General features: G+C 62.2%; 10 protein-coding genes. 2 read left to right on the top strand and 8 right to left on the bottom strand.

All coding sequences use genetic code 11. The features are described from left to right. The first annotated feature begins 3 nt into the window (after positions 1 to 3). Positions 4 to 1182, top strand: a complete 1179-nt coding sequence (locus tag AC1RQ5_RS16935) for a tyrosine-type recombinase/integrase (RefSeq protein WP_493200464.1) — start codon at positions 4 to 6, stop codon at positions 1180 to 1182. Further along, entirely contained in the window at positions 1179 to 1700 is a 522-nt protein-coding gene (locus AC1RQ5_RS16930; protein WP_493200462.1) for a hypothetical protein, read from the top strand. Before AC1RQ5_RS16935 ends, AC1RQ5_RS16930 begins: the two co-directional genes overlap by 4 nt. A 290-nt stretch (positions 1701 to 1990) precedes the next feature. Here the strand turns inward: AC1RQ5_RS16930 and AC1RQ5_RS16925 are convergent, their stop codons facing one another. The 8 genes from AC1RQ5_RS16925 to AC1RQ5_RS16890 all read right to left on the bottom strand — a co-directional run bounded on the left by AC1RQ5_RS16925 (position 1991) and on the right by AC1RQ5_RS16890 (position 21812). Continuing rightward, positions 1991 to 2920: a DMT family transporter gene (locus AC1RQ5_RS16925; RefSeq protein ID WP_493200460.1), complete on the bottom strand. Its 930-nt coding sequence runs from the start codon at positions 2918 to 2920 to the stop codon at positions 1991 to 1993. Next, complete coding sequence (locus AC1RQ5_RS16920; protein ID WP_493200458.1) at positions 2917 to 3726, bottom strand: ABC transporter permease; 810 nt, start codon at positions 3724 to 3726, stop codon at positions 2917 to 2919. Before AC1RQ5_RS16920 ends, AC1RQ5_RS16925 begins: the two co-directional genes overlap by 4 nt. Continuing rightward, positions 3723 to 4520, bottom strand: coding sequence for an ABC transporter ATP-binding protein (locus tag AC1RQ5_RS16915; RefSeq protein WP_398479542.1), 798 nt, complete (start codon positions 4518 to 4520; stop codon positions 3723 to 3725). The genes AC1RQ5_RS16920 and AC1RQ5_RS16915 overlap by 4 nt, the downstream gene beginning before the upstream one ends. Before the next feature lies 1 nt (position 4521). Beyond that, complete coding sequence (locus tag AC1RQ5_RS16910) at positions 4522 to 5502, bottom strand: ABC transporter substrate-binding protein (protein ID WP_493200455.1); 981 nt, start codon at positions 5500 to 5502, stop codon at positions 4522 to 4524. A 19-nt stretch (positions 5503 to 5521) separates the two neighbouring features. Then, positions 5522 to 6202, bottom strand: coding sequence for a TetR/AcrR family transcriptional regulator (locus AC1RQ5_RS16905; RefSeq protein ID WP_398479538.1), 681 nt, complete (start codon positions 6200 to 6202; stop codon positions 5522 to 5524). Then, positions 6192 to 7937, bottom strand: coding sequence for a hydantoinase B/oxoprolinase family protein (locus AC1RQ5_RS16900; protein ID WP_493200453.1), 1746 nt, complete (start codon positions 7935 to 7937; stop codon positions 6192 to 6194). Before AC1RQ5_RS16900 ends, AC1RQ5_RS16905 begins: the two co-directional genes overlap by 11 nt. Next, a complete protein-coding gene (locus AC1RQ5_RS16895; RefSeq protein WP_493200451.1) occupies positions 7934 to 10024 on the bottom strand; it encodes a hydantoinase/oxoprolinase family protein in 2091 nt (696 codons plus the stop codon). Before AC1RQ5_RS16895 ends, AC1RQ5_RS16900 begins: the two co-directional genes overlap by 4 nt. 682 nt (positions 10025 to 10706) lie before the next feature. Beyond that, positions 10707 to 21812, bottom strand: a complete 11106-nt coding sequence (locus AC1RQ5_RS16890) for a filamentous hemagglutinin family protein (RefSeq protein WP_493200449.1) — start codon at positions 21810 to 21812, stop codon at positions 10707 to 10709. Positions 21813 to 21925 lie beyond the last annotated feature (113 nt).

Here is a 21925-nt window from a genome sequence, read left to right as displayed (position 1 = left end):
GCCATGGCGAACGTTCGTAAACGCACCCTGCCCTCAGGCAAAACACGCTGGGAAGCAGCCTATCTCGACGGCGGCGGTCAGCGCCGCGCAAAGCTGTTTGAAACAAAGACAGACGCCAAAGCCTGGCTTGTCGACGTGCAGCACGACCTCAAGCGCGGCCTGCACACGGCGTCGAGCGTATCGCCGACCGTGAAGGATGCAGCGGCGCTATGGCTCAAACGGTGCGAGGACAAGGGCCTCGAGCGGATGACCGTGAAGGGCTACGAAGAGCACGTCGATCTTCATATCATCCCCTTCATAGGGGCGAAAAAGCTTGCTGACATGACTGTGCCGGCCATGCACGCTTTCGCGGATGCGCTCCGCGGGGCCGGCCGATCGCCGGAAATGGTCAAGCGCGTGGTCCGTTCAGTCGGCGGTATCTTCAAGGAAGCCCGTCGGCGGGGGCTGGCCAGCACGGCGCCGACCGTGGGACTGGATTTGGCACTGCCTGATCGCGATGATCCCCGCGCTGTCATTCCGAGCAAGGCCGAGCTTAACGCCATCATCAATGGCGCCGCAGGCCGCTGGAGGCCGGTCATGCTGGTCGCAATCTTCTGCGGACTTCGCGCGAGCGAGCTTCGTGGCTTGCAGTGGGCCGACATCGATTTTGAGGCCAAGCGGCTGAACCTGACACAGCGCGCCGACGCTTCGCATAAAATCGGCAAACTCAAGTCTAAGGCCGCCTATCGTTCGATCCCTTGCCCGCCTATGGCGCTCAACGCATTGCGTGAATGGAAACTTGTCTGCCCGAAAGGTGAGCTTGATTTGGCCTTCCCCAACGGCATCGGCAAGGTGGAGAGCCATTCCAACCTGGCCGAACGCGGTCTGGAAGCGATCCTGATTGCAGCCGGCTTGACCGAAACGCGGCAGGTACTGCAGGCAGACGGCAAGCCGGCGCTGGACGACGCCGGTAAGCCGAAGATCTCGCAGTCGGGCAAGTATGGCATGCATTCACTGCGCCATGCCTGCGCCAGCCTTTGGATCGAACAGGGCCATAACGCGAAGCAGATCCAGAAGCTGATGGGCCATTCGTCGATCAAGGTGACCTATGACGTCTACGGCCACCTCTTCGAGGATGCCGAAGCGGATCAGAAAGCCGCAGAGCAAATTCAAAATCGGCTAATCAAGGGGGTCACCGCGTGACTACATCCGAAAAGATCGCTGGTCTGGCTCTTGTAGTTTCGGTTTGCGCGCTGGGTGCATCGGGCTTTTCGGCTTACTATACGCGCGAACAATTCGCACTAGCAGAGCAGCGCGACGCGCGTGATCGAAATGCTCAGTTGCCGATCGTCGACCCGTCCGCAAGAGCAGTCGGCGATAGCGGTCGGTTATGGACTTTAGACATCGATATTCAAAACCGAGCAGACGCTCGAATTGTGTTCGAGCAACTAGCAATTGTCGGACCAAAAGGCGCAACACTCTCGAGATTGGGGCAGCCGGGCCTGTTGCCTGGGCGCGGCTTAGGGGGCGCCAGCGCTTTTGGTGTTGGCGAGATAGAAGATATTCCCGCATTCCAGCGCGGCACTTGGAAAGGTTTCATCTCGATAGATCCGAGCCTTGAAGCAGGAAAAAATAAGCGCGCAGAGCTCTATGTCCTGTACCACCGACTTGATCGGCCCACAGAGCAGAAAGAGACGAAATTCTCGTTTACTCTGCCGTAACAGCACGATGACAGCACCATCCCAATAAGTCGTTGATTAGACTCATCGTCCTGCGGATTTCTACTCCGCGGGTTGCAGGTTCGAGTCCTGCTGGGATCGCCAATCCGGTGCAGAATCGCGAACGTTGTTACGCGCAGATTCCGCGTCTTGATCGGAGTTCCGAATAGGCCTTCGCAGCGAACGTTGCGTTGCTTTTATTCCTGCCGACCCGACGCGTCAGTCGAGAAGCGCTGACAGACAAGCTCTCGACGCGGGTGCTTTTCCGGTTGGGATGCGCCGATATTCGGTAGTTACGACATCGCCTTCTTGTCTTGCCCGACGCGTCCCAACTGCATCAAACCGGCGAAAATTGCTGCGATACCGACAACATGATACCAGGCCAGGTGTTCGCCGAGCCACACGATGGAGAACACCGCGGTGCATAGCGGGCTGAGATACAGGAAGCCTGCGGCGCGCGTCGGTCCGTTGGTGGCGACGCCATAGAGATAAAACACGTTGCCGAGCATGGTCGGGCCAAGTCCCGTATAGGCGATGGCGCCAAGCGAAACAGCCATGTCGGCATCGCTCCAGGCAAACCAGGGGCCGCCGGTGGCTACCCATATCGTGTAGACCGGTAACGACACCACGATGAGCCCCGCCCAGGCTGTCACCACTGTGAGTGGCAGCGTTTCAATGACGGGCGACCAATCGCGCACGCGGATAGAAAACCACGCAAAAGAGATCGCCGCCAAGAGCGACCAGAGATTTCCAAGATTGAACTGCAGTCTGGTCAACTGCGCCAGATCGCCTTTCCCGATGATCAGGATCGTACCAATAAAGGCGAGGGCAAACCCCAGATAGCCTCTCGGTGTGATCTCACCCTGCCCCATCATTCGGCTCAGCAGCACCACCCATACCGGTGTCGTGGCATTAATGAAGCCGACCTCGATGGCAGGACTCTGATAGGCGCCTCCGATCAGAAGAAACGAGAACAGGCCGACACCGACGACACCGCCGATCGTCAGCGCGCCCAGTCGCGCCCGAATGTCAGGCCAGCATCGTCGGAGACCGGGCCAGGCAACCGCAGTCAGAATAAGGAGCGCCGGAAGCCAACGCCAGAACACGAGCGCCGGCAGCGGCGCAGCGTCGCGCGCGGCACGGGCGACCACGTGATTGCTGCCCCACAGTGCTGCCGTCGCGATCAGCGCCAGCGTGCCCAGCGATCGCGGGCCGCCGATCATGCCCGATCGGGGGATGGTTGATGACGTCCCCGCTGCGACACGTGCCATGGCAGGGACAGCCGCTCGGCATAATCGACCAGGAAGAACAGAACGGTGCCGACGACGCCCAGCAACAGCAGCGACACGAAGACGCGCACCGTATCGAACTGCCCTTGCGCCGTGAGGATCTGGAAGCCGATGCCGCGGCTGCCGGCGACGAACTCACCGACAATGGCGCCCACCAGAGCGAACGAGATCGCCACTTTCATGCCCGCAAACAGGCTGGGCAACGCACAGGGGAAACGGATCTTGACCAGCACGGCCCAGGGCGGCGCCTTCGAGACTTTTGCCAGCGCCAGCATATCGGGATCGACTGAACGCAGGCCCAACACCATGTCGATGACGATCGGAAAGATCGCAAGCATCAGTGCAATAGCGATCTTGGGCTCCGGACCGGTACCCATCCAGATCACGAACAGCGGGGCCAGCGCGACCTTGGGAATCGAGTTGAGCGCCACCAGAAGCGTGTAGATCGTCCGTTCAAGAAACTTCGAATAAACGATGCCGACCGCCAGCGCGACGCCGATCACGACAGCCAGCCCGAATCCGACACATGTCATCCAGAGCGTAAAGCCAAGGTGACGCAGGAACAGACCCGGGGTTTCCAGGAATGCAGCGAAGATCGCCGATGGTGCCGGCAGGATCAGCGGCGATGGCTGAAATACGCGTACGCCGACCTCCCACAGCACAAGCGCCGCCACTAATACGACGATGACGTCGCGTGTCTCATTGTCTCCCACAAACAGGCGCCTGACGAAACGCATCATTCCTTGACGATCCCCAACTCGGCGAAGTGATGACGGATGCGGTGCACATAGGCCGCGAATTCCGGCGTGTCGCGCACCGCAAGCAGGCGCGGCCGTGGCAGGTCGATGGTGATGATGTCGACCACCATGCCCGGTGCCTTGCTCATCATCACCACCCGGTCCGACAGGAACACCGCCTCGGCGATGGAATGGGTGATGAACAGCAGGGTCTTGCGCGTATCCTGCCAGATCTGCGCGAGTTCGATATTGAGATCGTCGCGGGTCATGGCGTCGAGCGCGCCGAATGGCTCATCCATCAGCAACAGATCGGGATCGGCCAGCAATGCGCGGCAGATCGATGCACGCTGGCGCATGCCGCCTGACAGTTCCCAGGGATAGCGATGTTCGAAACCGCCCAGGCCAAACCGGTTCAGCAGGGCCTCCGCACGCGCGCGCTCACTGGCCGTCGGCTTGCGGGTGAATTCGATTGACAGCAGGACATTGTCGAGAATGGTGCGCCAGTCCAGCAGCACATCGCGCTGGAACACCACGCCCAGCCGGTCCGGCGTGCCATCGAGCGGCTTGCCGCCGATATCGATCGTCCCGGATGTCGTGGCCTCGAGACCGGCAACGAGCTTCAGCAACGTGCTCTTGCCGCATCCGGACGGGCCGACCACGCTGACGAATTCCTGCGGCCGGATATCGAGATTGATGTCGACCAGTGCCGCGACCGGGCCGCGCGGGGACGCATATGTCTTCCCCACGCGACCAAGCGCAACATAGGCCGCAGCTTCTGATGAGACAGGACCGGACATGTTACTCGATAAGGCTGTTGGTGTAATAGTCTGCCGCCTTCCAGCCGGCCGGCAATACGCCGGCAGCTTCCATCGATTTGCCCGCGGCTTCCCAGTCAGCCGCTGCCTGCCAGCCGATCGGCTTGCCCTGCGCCGCCGGCGTGTCGAAATAATCCAGCGTCAGCTTGATCTGCCCGAGCAGCACCACGGGATCGAGCTTCGCGTCCGGACGCTCGGCGATCATCGCCTTCACGCCATCCTCGGGATTGGTGCGCAGATGCTGCCAGGCGCGCTGCTGCACCTCGATCAGGCGCTTCAATGCCGGCCCCTTGCTAGCGATCACGTCATCACGTGCAACCAGGCCGTAGCTCGGGAACGCGATCCCCGCATCCGATGCCAACAGGCATTTCGACGGGCGACTCGCCTCCGCGAGTGGCAGCGCCGAGCCGATGGTCGACATCAGGCCATCCGAGCGCTTGGCGATATAGGTGCCCCACAGGGCGGCCGGATCGACAACTTCGACCTTGAGATCGTCGCGCGTCAGCCCGCCCGACTTCAGATAGACATCGATGAAAGGCGCCCATGGGCTTGCCGCAAACACCACCACGCTCTTGCCGCGCAGGTCGGCGACCTTCTGCATCGGCGATGTCTTGTCGACCAGGATGCAGAGATCCGTCTTGCGCTGGAACATCGCGATGGAGCGGATGGTCGCGCCCTTGGCACGCGCGGAGCCGACCAGCCCGACCTGCACCTGACCGACATCGACCTGGCCTGCATTCACCAGCTGGATCGTGTTGCCGGAACCGCGGCCGTCCTGCACATCGACATCGAGCTTCGCTTCCTTGAACCAGCCGCGGTTCTGGGCCAGATGCATCGCGGCCTGTACGCCCCATGGCGAGAAATCCAGCCGCACCGACAATTTATCCTGGGCCAAGGCGGGAGAGATACCCGCACCGGCCGCAACACCTAGAAGCATCAGGGTCGATAGAAAAAGTCTTCTCATATCCCAATCTCCGGTTTGACTATTGTGTGTCGGCGCCATCCGCTTCTGCCGGCGAATTCTGCGTCAAATAGCTCAGCACCATCTCGACGACGTGCTGGCGTCTCTTGAGCACGCGCCGGCGCGCCGCGAGATCGCGGTCGAGCAGCCAGGACAATGTGTGCTGATTGGACAGGAAAAAATAAGCGAGACCGGAAATCGACATATAGAGGTCGACTGCATCGACATTGGCACGAAACACGCCCTCGGTCTGGCCGCGCTTGAGCAGGATCTGGATCGTGTCGAGCAGCCCGCGATACAGCGGTTTGATGACGTTCGAACTCTTCAGGTTCTGTGCGTAATGAATGTTCTCGATGCTCATCAGCCGGATCAGGTCGGGCGTCGCCACGAAATGGTCGAATGTGCTGCTGACGAGGCGCTTCATGCCTTCAATCGGCGGTAGTTCGCGCAGATCCTCGTCCTGTTGCTTGGCGCGCAGGTCCGTATAGATGCGCTCCAGCACCATCAGGTACAGCTCATCCTTCGAGCCGAAATAGTGATAGATCAGGTTCTTGTTGACGCCGGATTGTTCGGCAATGCGATCGACGCGCGCGCCGTTGAGCCCGTTCGACACGAATTCGACCCGCGCCGCATCCAGGATCTTGGCGCGGCTGGCCTCCGGATTGCGGGTGATCTTGCTCGGCGCCGCCACACTAAGCTCCATGATGCCCGTCCGGTGATGGCCTGGCGCGCGCGGATCGTAATGCCGCGGTTGCCTCGACGTCCAGCACGCCACGCGGGCCGAATGTCACGGCGTAATGCTTTCGCGCGAACTCCGCCGTGATCTTGCCGTCCAGGAAATCCTCGCGCACGTCGACGGGATCGCGCAGCAGCGGATCGCCAAAGCCACCGGCGCCGGCCTGCTCGTGGATCAGCAAAGCGCCCTCGCTGACATTGCGCGTAATCTTGCCGGGAATGGCGGTGCGCTCGTTGCCGATCTCGATATAGTTGTTCGACAAGCCGCCCGGCTCGCCGCCATTGAGGCCGTAAGGATGAAATTTGACGCGGTCGGTGCGCAATTGCAGCAGCGCTTCTGGCGCCAGAATACGATAGCTGCGGCGAATACCGACGCCGCCGCGATATTGCCCGGCCCCACAGCTATCTGGCACGAAGGAATAATCCTCGATCCGAACCGGGTGCTCGGCTTCCATCACCTCGACCGGCATGTTCGAGAGGTTCTGCGAGGCATTGGTGACGGCTTCGAGGCCATCCTTGTCGGGGCGACCACCCCAGGCACCGCAGATCATATCGACGATGATGAAAGGCTGACGATTGGGCCTGAGACCGCTGATGCAGATGACGCTGTTGCCGCCCTCACCTGCCGCCGGCACCTTGTCCGGCACGATCTGCGCCAGCGCGCCCAGCATGGTGTCGAACACACGGTAGCCGGTCAGCGCGCGCGCCGCGCAAGGGCCGGGCATCACCGGATTCAGCACGGATGCCTCCGGCGCCTTCACCTTGATGCAGCGAAACAGGCCGACATTGTTCGGCACGTCCTTCGCCAACACGCAACGCACGCTGAGATAGGTCAGCGAATGCGTGAAACTGAGCGTCGAGTTCAGCGCCCCCTTCACCTGAGGCGATGATCCCGTATAGTCCACGTCAAGCGTACCGTCGCCATTGACGGTGATGGCCACCGCAATCGGGATCGGCGTGTCAGAAAAGCCGTCATTGTCGATATAGTCGGTGAAACGATAGGTGCCCTTCGGCCAGGCCTTGATCTCTTGCCGCGTCAGCCGCTCCGCATAATCGAGCAGTTCCTGCATATAGGCATCGACATCGTCCGCGCCGTAGCGCTGCATCAGTTTTTCCAGCCCGCGCTTGCCGACCTGAGCCGCCGCAAACTGCGCCGAAAGATCACCCCACACCCGATCGGGCACGCGGACATTGATCTTGATCAGCGTCTCCAGCGTCGTGTTCAGTACGCCACGATCGTATAGTTTGAGCGGCGGAATTCGCAGCCCCTCCTGATAGATCTCCGTCGAGTCCGATGCATTGGACCCCGGCACACGGCCGCCGACATCGGTGTGATGGCAGATCACCACGGCAAAGGCTCGCCGCTTGCCGCTGTGGAAGATCGGCACGAACATGAAGATGTCGGGCAGATGCATGCCGCCGTGATACGGATCATTCATGATGACGACATCGCCTTCATGCAGATCGCCTTCATACTTCTGCAGCACCGACGCCATCGCCTCGGGGATCGCGCCGAGATGCTGGGCGATGGTCTTGGCCTGCGCCACCATCTGGCCGTCACCGGCGCAGATCGCGGCCGAGAAATCCATCACGTCCTTGACGATTTCCGAGCGTGCGATGCGCACGACCGTATAGGCCATGTCGTCGGCGATGGAATCCAGGCCGCTCTTGATGACCGCGAAGGTGATCGGATCGACTTTCATACCTCGAACTCCAGCACGATGCAGCCGATGGCGTCCTTGTGCACCCTCGCATCGGGGGGCACGATGATGGTGGCGTCGAATTCTTCGATGATCAGCGGTCCCTGTTGCGGCGACGCCCCTACTGCGCTGCGATCGACGATCTTGACGGCGATCGCGGCTTCGCCACGGGCGAACGATATGTCACGGGTGCCAGAGCGCGACGCGCCCTGGCGCGCAGCGATTTTCATCGCACCAAAATCGAGACGGTTCTCTCGCAAGCCGCGGCCGGCCACACGCACCTTCATCAGCTCGATCGGCGTGTCATCGCGATAGCCATAGGTCTTGAAATACTCGGCGACAAAACGCTCGCGGATCTGGTCGAAATCCTCGCCCTCGAACGGCACGGTCAATTCGGTCGCCTGTCCTTCGTGGCGCAGATCCGCTTCCCACAGAAACAGCGTGCGTTCGGCCTGATAGCCGTCACCGGCAAGTTGCCGCGCCACCTGCTGCTGCAACTCGGACTTGATTGCCTTGAGGTCGCTGACCCGCATCCTGTCGAGATACAGGCTGACGGTCTTCAACGCCGTGTGTTCGATGTCGGAAGCCAGCATCCCCAGCGCGCTGAAGATGCCCGACATCGGCGGCACCACGACACGCGGAATGCCCAACTGGCGCGCCAGATCCGGCGCATGCACGCCGCCATTGCCGCCGAACGCCATCAGCGTGAGGTCGCGCGGATCGCGGCCGCGCTCGACTGTGACAGCGCGTACCGCACGGGCCATGGCCGCATTGGCGACGGCACGGATGCCATGCGCGGCATCGAGTAGCGACAGGTCAAGCGGATCGCCGACATGGCTGCGAATGGCGGTCTCGCTCAGCTTGCGATCGATATTGAGATTGCCGCCGGCCAGCGACGTCGCATTGATGAAACCGAGCACCACATTGGCGTCGGTTACTGTTGGCTTGTCATTGCCGAGCCCGTAGCAGGCCGGGCCAGGAACGGCGCCGGCGGATTGCGGGCCGACGACCAGCAGGCCGCCTTTATCGATGCCCGCGATGGAGCCGCCGCCGGCACCGACTTCGGCGATATCGATGGCCGGCACTTTCAGCATATAGCCGCCGGCCTTGATGAAACGGCTGGATGTCGAGATGCCGTCACGGAATTCATATTCCGACGTCATGGTCGGACGGCCATCCTCGATGATGACGGCCTTGGCCGTAGTACCGCCCATGTCGAACACGATGACATCGCGATCGTCGCGTGCGATGCCGAGTCGTGCCGCACCGATGACGCCGCCAGCTGGACCGGACGCCACCACCAGCACCGGCTTCTCGCAGGTGACATTGGCAGCGAGCATGCCGCCATTCGAGGTCATCACCAGAATGGGTGCGGCCACGCCGATCGCGCGCAGACCGGATTCGAGCTTCTGCAGATAGGTGCGCATCGCCGACAGCAGATAGGCGTTCACCACCGTCGTACTGGTCCGCTCATACTCCTTCATCTCCGGCAGAACTGCGCAGGATGTCGTCACCAGCAGTTGCGGGAAGTTCGCCCGCAGAATCGCTTCGGCCTGCAATTCATGCGTCGGATTGCGATAGCTGTTGATGAACGCAATGGCGACAGCCTCGATGCCCTCGGCGACCAGCGCTTCGCCGGCCGTTATCACGCTGGCTTCGGACAGAGGCTCGATCACCGTACCGTCAGCGGCCATCCGCTCGTTGACTTCTATCCGATAGCGGCGCGACACCAGAGGTTGCGGCTTCACCCATGTCAGATCGAACATGTCGGGCATCCTGATACGCCCGATCTCGAGGACATCGCGGAAACCGCGCGTGGTGATGAGACCTGTTTTAGCTCCCGATCGCTGCAGGATGGTATTGGAGCCAACCGTAGTGCCATGCAGCACCTCGGCCACGGCGGCGGGCGCGATTGATAGCTCCGCCAACAGGCTCTGGACGCCTTCGACAACCGCCCGACTTGGATCTGCAGGGGTTGAAGACACCTTGCTCTGATGAATCAGACCGGATTCCAGGAAGAGCGCGATATCGGTGAATGTGCCACCGATATCCACCGCCACCCGTATTTTTCCACCAGACGCTGCAGCCACGATCGCGCACCTCGGGATTACTAACCAGTTAGTCAATAATCTTGACTGGCCGTCCCCACGTGTCAAGCCGCAGTTTTCGGCGCTCACCGCTTGAAAAAGAGGCTCGAGGCTTGCTCACGGTCACAGGGTGCGGGTCGCACGCACAGTCGGCGTCTCGCCGCAAGTCTTCCGCGCATGGACTGGCCGCGTAGCGCCATGAGCGGATGCACTGCCCGTGCGATGCCCGCACGGACCCTGTCGTGGTCGTCTCGCAGCGGACCATGAACGCCCGCGGCAGCGAAGCGGTTGCCACCGCCATGGCTGACCTCATTGCTGACATGGTCAAGCGCGGCCAGTGGCGCCGGGTTGCGTCGAAGAAAAGTGGCAGAGTGAGACGCTTGACCTCATTCTCTCGTGACCGAGCAAGCATGATCGCTTGGCGCCAAGATGCCATTACCGATCAAACATCGCCTTCGCGCTAACAGCGCAGCATCGATTGTTACAGCTCAATCAAGCTCGGATGTATAACGCAACATCAACAGTATACATTCGCCGGTTCGTTCAGCACGGCTGGCTATTGTAGTCGCTAGCCAATGCCGCGGGCAGCCTGCTGTACGAAGGCCGCTAGACCCGCAACACGTCTGCGTCCAGAGGCGCCCTCGCATATGCAGCTAAGCCCCTATGGACATTTTTGCTGGAAGCGTCAGCGCGTGCGTGCCGCGCGGCTGATGTCCTGCAACCGCCGTTTCTCGTCGTCGGTCAGCGCCTCGCTCTGCGCTTCGCTCAGTGCCCCGTTGCCGACCAGTTGGATCACGCTGTTGGTGTCATAGCTACGCCGGTCGTCCTGCCGGCGGCGCTCGTCGTCCTGGCGGGGGCCATCGCTGCCGCCGCCATAGCCGAGCACTTCGACGATGATGACGGATGGACGTTCCTTGGCGCCGCCCTGCGTCGCTTCCCTGGTGGCATCCTCGGCAGCCTTGTCCTTGGTCTGAACCGTCATATTGAGGCTGACGCTTTCGACCTTCGGCATGCCCTTTTTGTCGCCCTCGACCTTGATGTTCTCGGCATTGAGCACGATCAAGGCTGCGACATTGAAATTGCCGCTGACGCGAATGCCGGCGTCACCGGCATTGACGGTGCCTTGCGGCGCGATCAGCGACACGTCGCCTTCCCTGACACCGGTGAAGCCGATGATCGTGCCGATTCCGCTACCGCCGATATCGGCGCGCTCCTGCACCTTGGTCACGCCATCTTCGTCCGTCGTGATTTCCGGTGCCGAGGGCACGCGGGTGGTCTTGGCGCCGCGACCGGCATCGATGTCACCGAGCGTGGACCAGATCACCTCGTCGCCGCCGGCAAAGGTGAGCACGCGCGAACGGTTCACCGTGACGCTATCGCGGGCGAAGATGCTGATATCGCCATTGCCGAGCGTGACGAGGCCGGCGCCATCCGGCACAGTCATGCCGAGCGCGGCAACCTGCAGGCCCCCGCCAGGCGTCAGGGTCTCGACGGCCCCGCCCGCCATGGTGCGGAAGGTGGCATTGCCGATCTTGATATCGCCGCTCCATTCCTGCCCCGGGAACAGCGCAGCGATGGCCGCATAGCCGCGATTATAGCCGCCGTTGCGCGGCAGGCCGTTCGCATCGAGCGTGTTCTGGTCATCGCCGGCCGCGTTCAGTTCCTGGATATAAACGTCGCGGAGAAAGCGCTGCTGCGCGAATGTCGGCAGGGATTTGAAGCGCTGCCACGCATCAAGCGGCGACAAGGTCTCTCCGGTCATCTCCGCAATGAAGGATACGAGGCCGGAGCGCGCCTTGTGCTCGGCACCGCGCCGGATTTCGACTTTGTCAGTGAGATAGATCGGGAGCATGAAGCCATCGACCTCGGTTTTCAGGTAGTCCGGCATGGACGCCAGATTAGCCGGATCCAGATAGGCGGCCATCAAGGCATCATAGGTTGGCTGCTTGCCCTTCAGCCCGGCCATGACAGAAATTGCAGCGCCCTCGCGGGCAAGGCCTTTCACCTCGCTCAGTTCGTTCGCGCGATTGCTCTGATAGGCGTCGTAACGGCCGTTGGTGACAACCTCGAAGCTGGTGCCATAGACATCGCGTCCGGCGGCGAGCGCAATCGCGCCTGGTCCCTGGACTTCGATCTTGCCGCCGATCCCGATAATATCGTTGCCGGCTTCGAGCAGCGACACATCCGCTTTGTGGATGTTTCGCAGATTGTAGTTGATGTTACGGATATCCGTGCCAGCGCGGAACCATGTCTGTTCGTTGGTGGTGATGTTCGCCAGAGTCTGCACACCCGACGAGGTCGCAATCAGCGACCCGGTGATCGAACCGTTCCGTGCATAGATGCGGCTGGGCTCCATATCCGCGGCATTGTCGAGGCTGTCCGGATTGCGGACGCTTTCGAGATAGCTCCGAAGCGGGCCGTTGCCAGGAGTCATGCTGTGGTTGAACGTGAACTGGTTCAGGAGAAGCGCGGCGAAACCGCTGCCGTTGAGCGACTGGAACTCGCTGAAATTGTACGGGGTCCGCATCTGCAACCAGCCACCGCTACTGCCGGTAACCGGCATCAGAGGCGTGGGCATCATCGCAATGGTGGCGCGTGCCATGGTGACCTCACCGAGCACGATGTCGCTGTCTGCGAGGATCCGCAGTTCCGGATTCTTGCCCGGTACCGTGAAGAAGCGATCGTGACTGATCACCGAACCATTCAGAGCGGCGACGTGTGTCACCGACGGATAGAGATTAGTGGCGAACAGTCCGATATATGAATAGTCCACGTGGAGACCAAACGTCCCGCCGGAGATATCGACCTCCTTGGACAGGAAGCGCCCCTGATTGGCGAGCGTGACGTCGCCGCCGACCGACAGCAGTTCGAGCGAAGTCCGGTCCGTATAGCCGCTCATATAGGCGCTGTTCCGGCTCGAACCGCCAGCGTAAACGCTGTCCGAATTGAGCATCAGCGGGTCCAGCACCGTTTGCAGAACCAGATCGCCTGCAGTCTTCACCTTCATGACGGCATCACCCAGAGCCAGCACCGGCGCGATGTCGAAAACGGATTCGCGCCCGTCAGTGAGCACCGCGGATACCGTGCGGCCATTTGCGAATTCGCCGGCATTGATGACGCCATCGCCGCGACCGACATAGTAATAACCTGCCCGCACCGCGCCGCCGGCCTCGACCTGCATCAGGCCGCCATTGCGCATTTCGAGCTGCATCGGATTGCTCGTCGTACTTTCTCCGCCGCGCACCCGGCCGTTGGTCGGCAGGGCTACCAGCATGTTGACGAGATCACCGCCGGTACTCACGGAAACATTGCCCCCGCCCAGCGCGCCCACGCCTTGCTGGAATTTGCCGTAGTCGATCCACCACGAGCTCTGCAGGTCATCCTCGAAGCGCAGGTCCAGACCGATCGACCCGACCTTGCGCAGCCATTCGGTAAACAGCTGATTGTCGTCCAGCTCGGTAGCGGTGGATCGACCGGTCGGGAGCACCGAGGTCGCATTGCCTTGCGCAGCGATCCGCAGATTGCCGCCGTCAATGCCGTAAGTAGCGCCCGTCGGCGCCTGGAAATCGGCATAGACGATCGCGTCGGCGCGACCTGCCGTATAAACGGCCGATTCATGATGTGCGAGCAGCAGATCGCGGCCGGCAACGATATCAATATCGCCGGTGCCGGTGCGGACGACCTTGCCAGAGGTCGCATCGCCGATTGTCAGCGTACCGCTTGCTGTGGAGAGCGCTGCGAGCGGCACGACCGTCAATGCGCTGGCTGATGAGAGGTCGGCGCCCGCGACGAGACGCAGGTTCCAGGATGCGGTGCCCTGCAGAATTCCGCTGGTGTCCGCTACCGAGAATCCGTCGCTGAGATTGCCGAGCAGAACGAGATTGCCTCCGGCACGCAGCGTCAGGGTTCCCATGCGCATCGACGCGAAATCGGTAGCGAGATTCCAGTCGGTCTCAAGCGTGAGATCACCGGTGCTCCTGACTTCGATGCCGGGTATCACGGCAATGCCGCCGGCGTTCAACCGGGCCGCGATCGCCGCTGTATGGCTCGCAAACGTGTTCGCATGGGCAATCGCGGCGGCGCGGACGGCATCGACAGAACCAGCATCGCCGTTCTCCACGCTGACGCCTTCCAGAACCGCGGACCGCGCACCGACCACCGTGGCCTGCAGGTGACTGACGTTGATCTCGTCATGACCGATCGTCTGCTGCGCGCGGAAGCGAACGCTGCCGCCCGAGGCGCCCGACACGTCGATGATGCCACCAGCAACATCCATCCGGCCGCCGCTGGATTCGAGGGTCACGCGACCGCTGCCATATCGGCCGGTTGCGCCGGCCTGCAGCAATGCCGAACTCAACATGGTCAGGCCATTGCCCGCGCTGATCGAGATGTTACCGCCATAGGGTGCGCGGGCATCGATCGTTCCCGCGAGCGTCACCGAGCCCTGGTCGGCGACCAGCGTGAAATCTGCCACCTCGGTCAGGCCATCGACCAGTACATTGCCAGAGCGGATGCGGAACTGGCGCGATGCCGAGAAGCCGGATGCGTTCAACGTCTGGCTCATGCCGGCAAAGTCGGGCAGCGTGGCGATATCCAATGCGAAGGATCCGCCCTTCTCGCCTGTCCGCGCATGCGCTTCGATCGATCCGCCCAGCAAGACCGTGCCGCCATTGGAGGCGGTCAAAGATAGCCTGCCGGCAGCGCCACCGTCCGTATGGGCGGACAGATTGAGGTGACCGCCCGACGCGACGACCACCGAGCCGACCGCGGTAAGTGCGATACTGCCTGCATCGGCGAATTGCGCGACATCGTAGAACTGCTTTTTGAAGCCGCTCACATCGATGGTTCCGCCGGATGCGATCGTGACACTGCCCGCCGTTGCTGTGAGATTGACGGCACCGCCGAGCGCGACGATGCGTCCGCTCATTTCGATGCTGGTCCCGGTCAATGCGAGGCGCGTGCCGAGGCTGGCTTCGACATTTCCGACTGGAGCGCTACCGATTCCGACCACGCGGATAGCGTTCTGGGTGATGATCGACTGCGAGGCACCGCCGCGCCCCGTAACCACCGGACTGACCAGCGTCACCGCGGCCGTGCCCACATCGAGCGAGCCGCTGCCCTGCCCGGTTACCTGACGGTTCGCCATCAAAATCACCGCATCGAAGCCGCGCAGCGTCTTGGCGCCGCCGCCGAGGATGATGTCATTTGCATTCAGCGACAGTTGGGCATTGCCGACAGCACCGGGGCTGACAAACGTGCCGGCAGAATTCTCCAGCACCACAGTGTCGCCTGTCACGACGATGGCGCCGCTGCCATAGCCGACAAGGCCGGCGGCGTCGAAGGTGACGGTGCCTAGGCCAGCGCGACCGAGATCGACAGAGGTGTAGAAATCCATCGTCGTATAGCTGCGCAGAGTCAGCGCCTGCGTATTAGCGAGTTGTGCCAGCGATGCGGCATTGAGAACCAGACCGCTGCTGCCGCCGCCGAATCCGATCCGACCGCTGGCCAGCGAGAGCGCCAAGCCGGACAGGCTTGCGCTTCCCGCCACCGAAGTGTCGCCCGTCGCGTCGATAAGCAGGGCATTGCCACCCGAAAGCGTCGCATTGGCGCCAATGTTGACCAAGCCGCCCGCCGAGATATCGACATTCTCTCGGATGACCTTCACCGCGTCGCCACTCGATACACGGATCAGCGCACCATAGTCGCGCGACGGCGTGAGCAGCACGTCATTGTCCGGATTGGTGTCAGGCGTGCCGATATCGCCATAAACGGCCTTCGCCTGCGGTGCCATCACGAGATCCACGCCGGCGCCGGGCGAGCCGCCGCGCGCAACGATGACGCTGCCATCAGCCACATGGACCGTGCCGCTCGCAGCCAGCACGATCTCCGAACCGCTGAGGCTGCTTCCGGCATCGTTGCGGACCATGATGTCGGTGGCCGAGACGTCGACGCGCATGCCGCGCGCATCGACGCTGCGGATGCCGCCAATCAGGACGCTGCCCGCGCCAAAACTACTGAGCGAGGCAGAATCCACGACCAGATAGCCGACCAGATCGCTACGATCCTGTCCTGCGCCGACGATAGCGATCTTGCTGCCGGCGATATCGACGAGGCCGCCGCGCCCGCCTTGAGCGGGCTGCGACTGCAGCTTGCCATCGAGAACGAGGCTGGACGTGGCCTGGAACACCACCGAGCCGCCATCCATCGTCAGGCGCGGGGTCACAACATTGGCGCCAGTGAGGCGATACTGGCCAAGCTTGAAGGCGTCGGAGGCGAAATACGTGTTGGCCGTGGCCTCATTGTATTCGCTGTAGCTGCGCAGCGCCGCGCCCGACATCACACGCCAGGACGAGGTGAGCTGATCGTGCCCGCGACCGAAGGTGTCGGCGCGGCGCCCGGCCATCAGGGACGTACCGTCCGCGAGCGCGACGCTGAAAGAAGACTGGTTGCTGGCAGAGCCCTTCACCATGGATACCGCGAACGCACCGGGCAGCAGCGCGTAGCGCGCAGGCAAGAGGTCATACCAACCCGCCGCGAACCCATTGCCGCCGGCCAGCCAGACCTTCTGCTGTGCAACTCCCGACACCTGCATTCCCGGCAGGATGGCGTAAACACCGGACTGCGCCAAAACGTCGTGTGAGCCTCCCGGGCCCGGCACGTGTTCCCAGGCGAGAAGGTCGCCACCACCGCGAATATCGACGACCGATCCGGCCGCAAGCGTGACCTTCGGACCCTGCAGAACAATGTTCTTTTCCGGCAGCTTGCTCAGCGATGGCGTTGGTTCGGCCCACGTCGGCTTTGTTATTGGATCGATCCAGAATTCGTTGTTACTCAGCATGCCATATGGAACGATCAGGCCGTCGCCAGACACTGACGTAATACTGCTGGCGCCGAGCGTGATGCTGTCGCTGGCCTGGAACACGATACTGCCAAACGGCGCGCGCACGATGCCATTCTGGGCGATTACCGGCGCTTTCAACGTTAAAGTGCCCGCGGCGGACAACGGCAATTCACTATCGCCGTGACGTGTGATCACGAGTTCGGTCCCCGCTTCAACCGATGCAAGAATTCCGGTGGCGGGATAGAGTTGACCGACCTTGAGCTCCAGGCGGCCGTCGGCGCTCAGTGTCGCCGTACGTGCAGTGGTGAGATCCGTGAGCAGCCCGCCCATCCGTACGTCGCGCGCGACCAATTGCGTATCGGCAAAGCCGGAGAATGCCGCACGAGTAACATCGATGACGTCAGCCGTCATCACGAGCTTGCCGCTCCCTGCATCGTGCGCTGAGCCGGATGCACCGTTCAGCGCAATATAAGGCGCGGTGATAGTCGCCGTTCCCGCGCCGCCACTATTGATAGCGCCTGTGATCGAGATCGACTTGCCGAGCGTCAAGTTGATACCGGGAGCAACGACGAAAGCCGTCGCATTGACGTTCAGTGATCCAAAGCCACCATTGGAGATCGTGTCGCTGGAGATCTTGGTGAGTTTGACGGACGCCGTCGGCAACTCGACCCGTTGCGTGGCAGCGCTATCGAGATAAAAATATCGCGTTAACAGGTCGAGCTGATTCACACTCGTCGGCATCACGGACGAGAGCGGCTGATCAATGCCGCGCGGCGTCATATCGGCATCGAGATCCACGATCGCGAGTCCGCCCCCTCGGGAAAGCCCCGTGCTCGCTGCGCGGATCGCAAGCAGCACGGTGCTATAGCGATACGCCGTGTCGGAGCCGGAGCTATGTTCGCGGTAGATGTCCAGATTGCCACGCGCGTTGAGCGCCGTGATGAGGCCGGTGTCACGATTGACGTAATAGAGCGTTGTCGGGAGATCGAACATTGGCGTCGTTTCCGACAGTTGCGCAACGCTGATCTCGAGCGTTCCTCCAATGGACCCAGCACCGCCGCTGTGCGCCTCGAACTTGCCGGCGATTACATCCTTCGATGCACCGCTGAAACCGAGCAATATTTTGCCGCCATCGCTCGTCAACGTGTAGGCGCCGGATTCACCGCGTCCGCCGTCGAGATCGAACTCGCCGCTGGCGCCGGAGACATCTACCAGAGATCCCTTTTCCGCCGTTATTGTCAGGGCATTGCTGAAACTCACCGAGCCGCCCGCGAGCACCTCGCCGGACCGCAAGCCACGATTGCTGATCTCGGTCACTACCGCACCACGCGCGAGAACCCGGGCGCCGGCCGTCAGCTTCAGCTCGCCACCTGCGGCGGTGAGCGCGATCACGCCGGCAGGTGCATCGAGCGTGCCGCGGATGGTCAGGTTTCCAGGCACCTTGGTGCCCACAAGGTCGTCATGACCGCTCGCGACCAGCGTGATGCTGCCGCCGATATCGGTAGCCACGACCGCGCCTGTGCCGATGATGATGTTGTCGCCAACCAAACCAAGCGCGGTGGGCTTGCCGGCGACCCGCTCAGCCAACGGACGCATGGTCAGGCCAGCGATGTCGCGGATCGCGGTGCCCGACAGGATGGTGGCCGGATTGATACCGGCCAGTTCGATACTCCGTGCCTCCTGGGAAATGACCGTGCCGTCCGCGACCATGATGTCGCCGGTGGTGCTCAGTTCGAAGCTGCGAAAGCCACGCTCGCCGAACAGCGTGCCGGGCAGCCAGCTCGTCGCGGGATCGGTCGGCACGGCGCCGCCGATCACGACCGATCCTGTTGTAACGATCGACAGGGAGCCGCCCGAGGCCGCCGAATATCCGCGCAATTCGAGATCGGCGAGTTGCGCAACATCCGTCGGTGACAGTGTCAGCGTGCCGGCATCACCAAGCTTCAGCTTCGGCTTGATGCCTGTGGTGTCGTACCAGCCGCCGCCAGAGACATCGAATGTGGCACCGGGCGCGAGGTCGCCAGCGACGGTAATGCTGCCGCCCTTGATCACCGGCTGCAGGCCATTGCGCGGCCCGTTAAACCAGACTCCGCTCACATCGATGGACGCCGTGGGGCCGTAATTCGCGGTCTCGGCACCGGCAAACCAGACCGTGCCACCGGCGATGCGGATGCTACCGTCCACATTGAAGGTCGCAGGATTGTTCGAGCCGGTATTGGCAATGATGTTGAGCGTGCTCGCGGGCGCCAACTCCAGCTTTTCGTCTTTAGCCAATGTGAAGCCGGCGGCAACGTAGAATGCCAGCTTTCCCATTTCGGACTGGGCCAGAATATCGGCGTCGAGATAGGTCGTCTTCTTGCGCACCGACAGGTCGTCGCCTTGTGTGCCCGAATACCAGATGGGATCGAGCGTGCTGTAGGCATCGAAACCAGCCGGCAGCAGTTCAGGGCTGTTGCCGATTACCAGATTGCCGATCAACCACTGGCGATGCTCGTCGCTGTTGCCGCCGATCGTGAACGAGCCCGCCGCGGCCGTCTTGCCTGATGCCGACTGGCGTTCGCCAGTAAGGACGCCGCCCCAATAGCTGCCCTCGAGCACGAGTGCTTCGGCCGCAAACATGCGGATCGCACCGGCCGCGCGCCCTTCCCTATAGCCCTGTTCAAAGCGGCGCGCATTGCCGCGATCGAAGATGCTGGACCATGTCTCGGTGAGCCGGCTATCAACCTGACCCTGGACGTTATGCGTGCGCGAGAACGAGCCGGCGAAACCGACATAAAGCTGGTCAGGCATCGCGTCGCCGATGTCGTAGAGGCGGCCGTCGGCGCCGAGCAGCCGCGTGGTGGTGATCCAGCCGTCCTGATAGCGCACCGAGCCACCGGATACGTCGAGCAGGGATCCCGGACGCGTGATGATCGAACCGCTGGACTTGATCGCGATCGAGCCGCCGATCGTGGACAATTCGCCCAGCGAGGTCTTACCGACCCCGATCCAGCCGGAGAAGTCGCCGAGCGGCGTACCGACCCACGCACCAGGCGATCCCGAGACCCACTGCACATCGGCCATCGGACCATCGGTGAACAGGCCGGCAACGCGCTTATCCACGCTGACGGTCTTGCCGCGCAGCCAGGAGTCCCGATAGAGCGGCGAGTCGCGGAGTTCGTTGATGCGGAATTCGCCGGTGACGACGTTGCTTTCCATGGTCAACAACACATCCCGTAGGCCGGCGACGCTGAGATAGGCATCCTCGCCGATATAGATGCGGCTGCCATCGCGCTTCACCGGCTCGCCGGTGATCGGCGTCTCCCCGGACAACGTCGATGTGCTGGCGACGATGCTGATCGTACCGGCGGGCACGATGACGTTCGCAGCAGACCCGATGTTGATCAGCTGGCCGCGCATTTCGATCTTGCCGGGGCTGTAGCGCGTCGCTAGCGAAGTTTGCTCGATCTCGCTGGTATCGGTCAGATCCGGCATCGCCGTGGTGACACTGCCGCTGCCGAGCGTCACGCTGCCCGTGGACCAATACCGCAAGGGTGACCCATCCGGCAGAGAACTCGCATAGGAGAGCATGCCCTGATCCCAGGCGCGCAGCCGGATCGAGCCCTCGCGATTGTTCAGCGCAGTGGACGCCTCAAGTGCACCATTCTGCACGATGCTGCGCGACATCAGCGTGATGTTGCCGTGATCTGCCTTGACCATGCCGTTGTTCACGACGGTGTAGCCAACCGATGCCGCCCGCGCCTCCATTTCCGGGAAGAGCAGCTCCTTCATACCGATGATGAAAGCCTTGCCCGGGTTCTCCCAATTGGCCTGGCCGCTGGCCGTCGCCATGTGGTAATAGTCGAACATCCACCGCATCGGCGAGGAGACGGCAACGTCCAGGCCGCGAACGCCGTAGATATCAGCTGTCAGATAGACCTGCTCGCCCGCCGCCAGGATCACCTGACCGTCCGGCGCAGAGATACGCCCGTCGTTAAACACGCGCGGAGCGAACACGAGCGCCTTGCCGCCCGAGGCCATCGTCAGTTGCGCACCGGCCTCGACCAGCACGTCGCCGGGCGCATCTCCAATGACGGCGCCAGCCACTTGTCCAGGGTCGTTCAGTCCCACGGACTGGTTAGGCTTGGCCTGGCCGAGATAACCGAATTGCGGTTTGGCGATGCTGCTGCCACTATCGTCCTTGAAGACGTAGAGCACGTTGTTGATGCCGGCACGAAACTGCTCGTCCGACAAGCTCAACGACGATGCGACGAAACTGCTGACGTTAACCTGGCTGGCGCCACCGAACACGATGCCATTCTTGTTGATGACATAGACCTGCCCTTCGGCCTTGATGCTGCCGAGGATGCGGGTCGGTGCCAGCGACGGATCGGTGACGCGGTTGAGGGCGATCCAGTTCGCCTTGTCGGCGCCACCTGCAGTCTGGTTGAAATACACATCGGTCTCGCGGCCGACATTAAAGCTTGACCAGTTGAGGATGGCCTTTTGCTCGGTCTGCCTGATCTCGACCTGCGTACGACCGCCAACTTGTGCTGACGTCGGTTTGTCAGCGCCGACCCAGATATCTGGCGTCACACCGGCGCCCGGCGCCACGACGAGCCCCCCCGCTGTCAACCCATTGGGGACCGCACTATCCGCCCCGGCCAACGCAGCCGCCCGCGCGGCACTTTGCGCATCGCGGATGGCTTGCAGCGATTGCGCCGCCCGCGCCATGGACTGGATCGCCTGCTGCCCAGCCGCCGACGACTGCTGCGCACTCGCCGCGGCTGCAGCAGCTGCAATCGCTGCCGGATTGCTGGCGCCGGCCGCGTTGCTGCCACCGAGACTGCGTGCATCCGCCTTGGTCACCGCACCGAGCAGCACCACCAGGCTGGCGCTCACAAGCAGACTGCTACGCTTGAGCAACTTGCGCGAAACCGACGATGGCGAATGGGCGGCGTAAACGATCATGGGTCTCTCATCATTCCAAAGGCAAGCACCATCCACCGGATCGACCCCGGCTGTGGCAGCGTCCTCCTGGAGACACCTGGGGCCTCGCAGCTCCCACCGAATTTTTATGAAAT

This window comes from Tardiphaga sp. GW821-FHT12E02 (assembly GCF_058807155.1).
The sequence above is the reverse complement of the archived record's forward strand: the minus strand, read 5'-3'. Positions and strand labels throughout refer to the sequence as shown.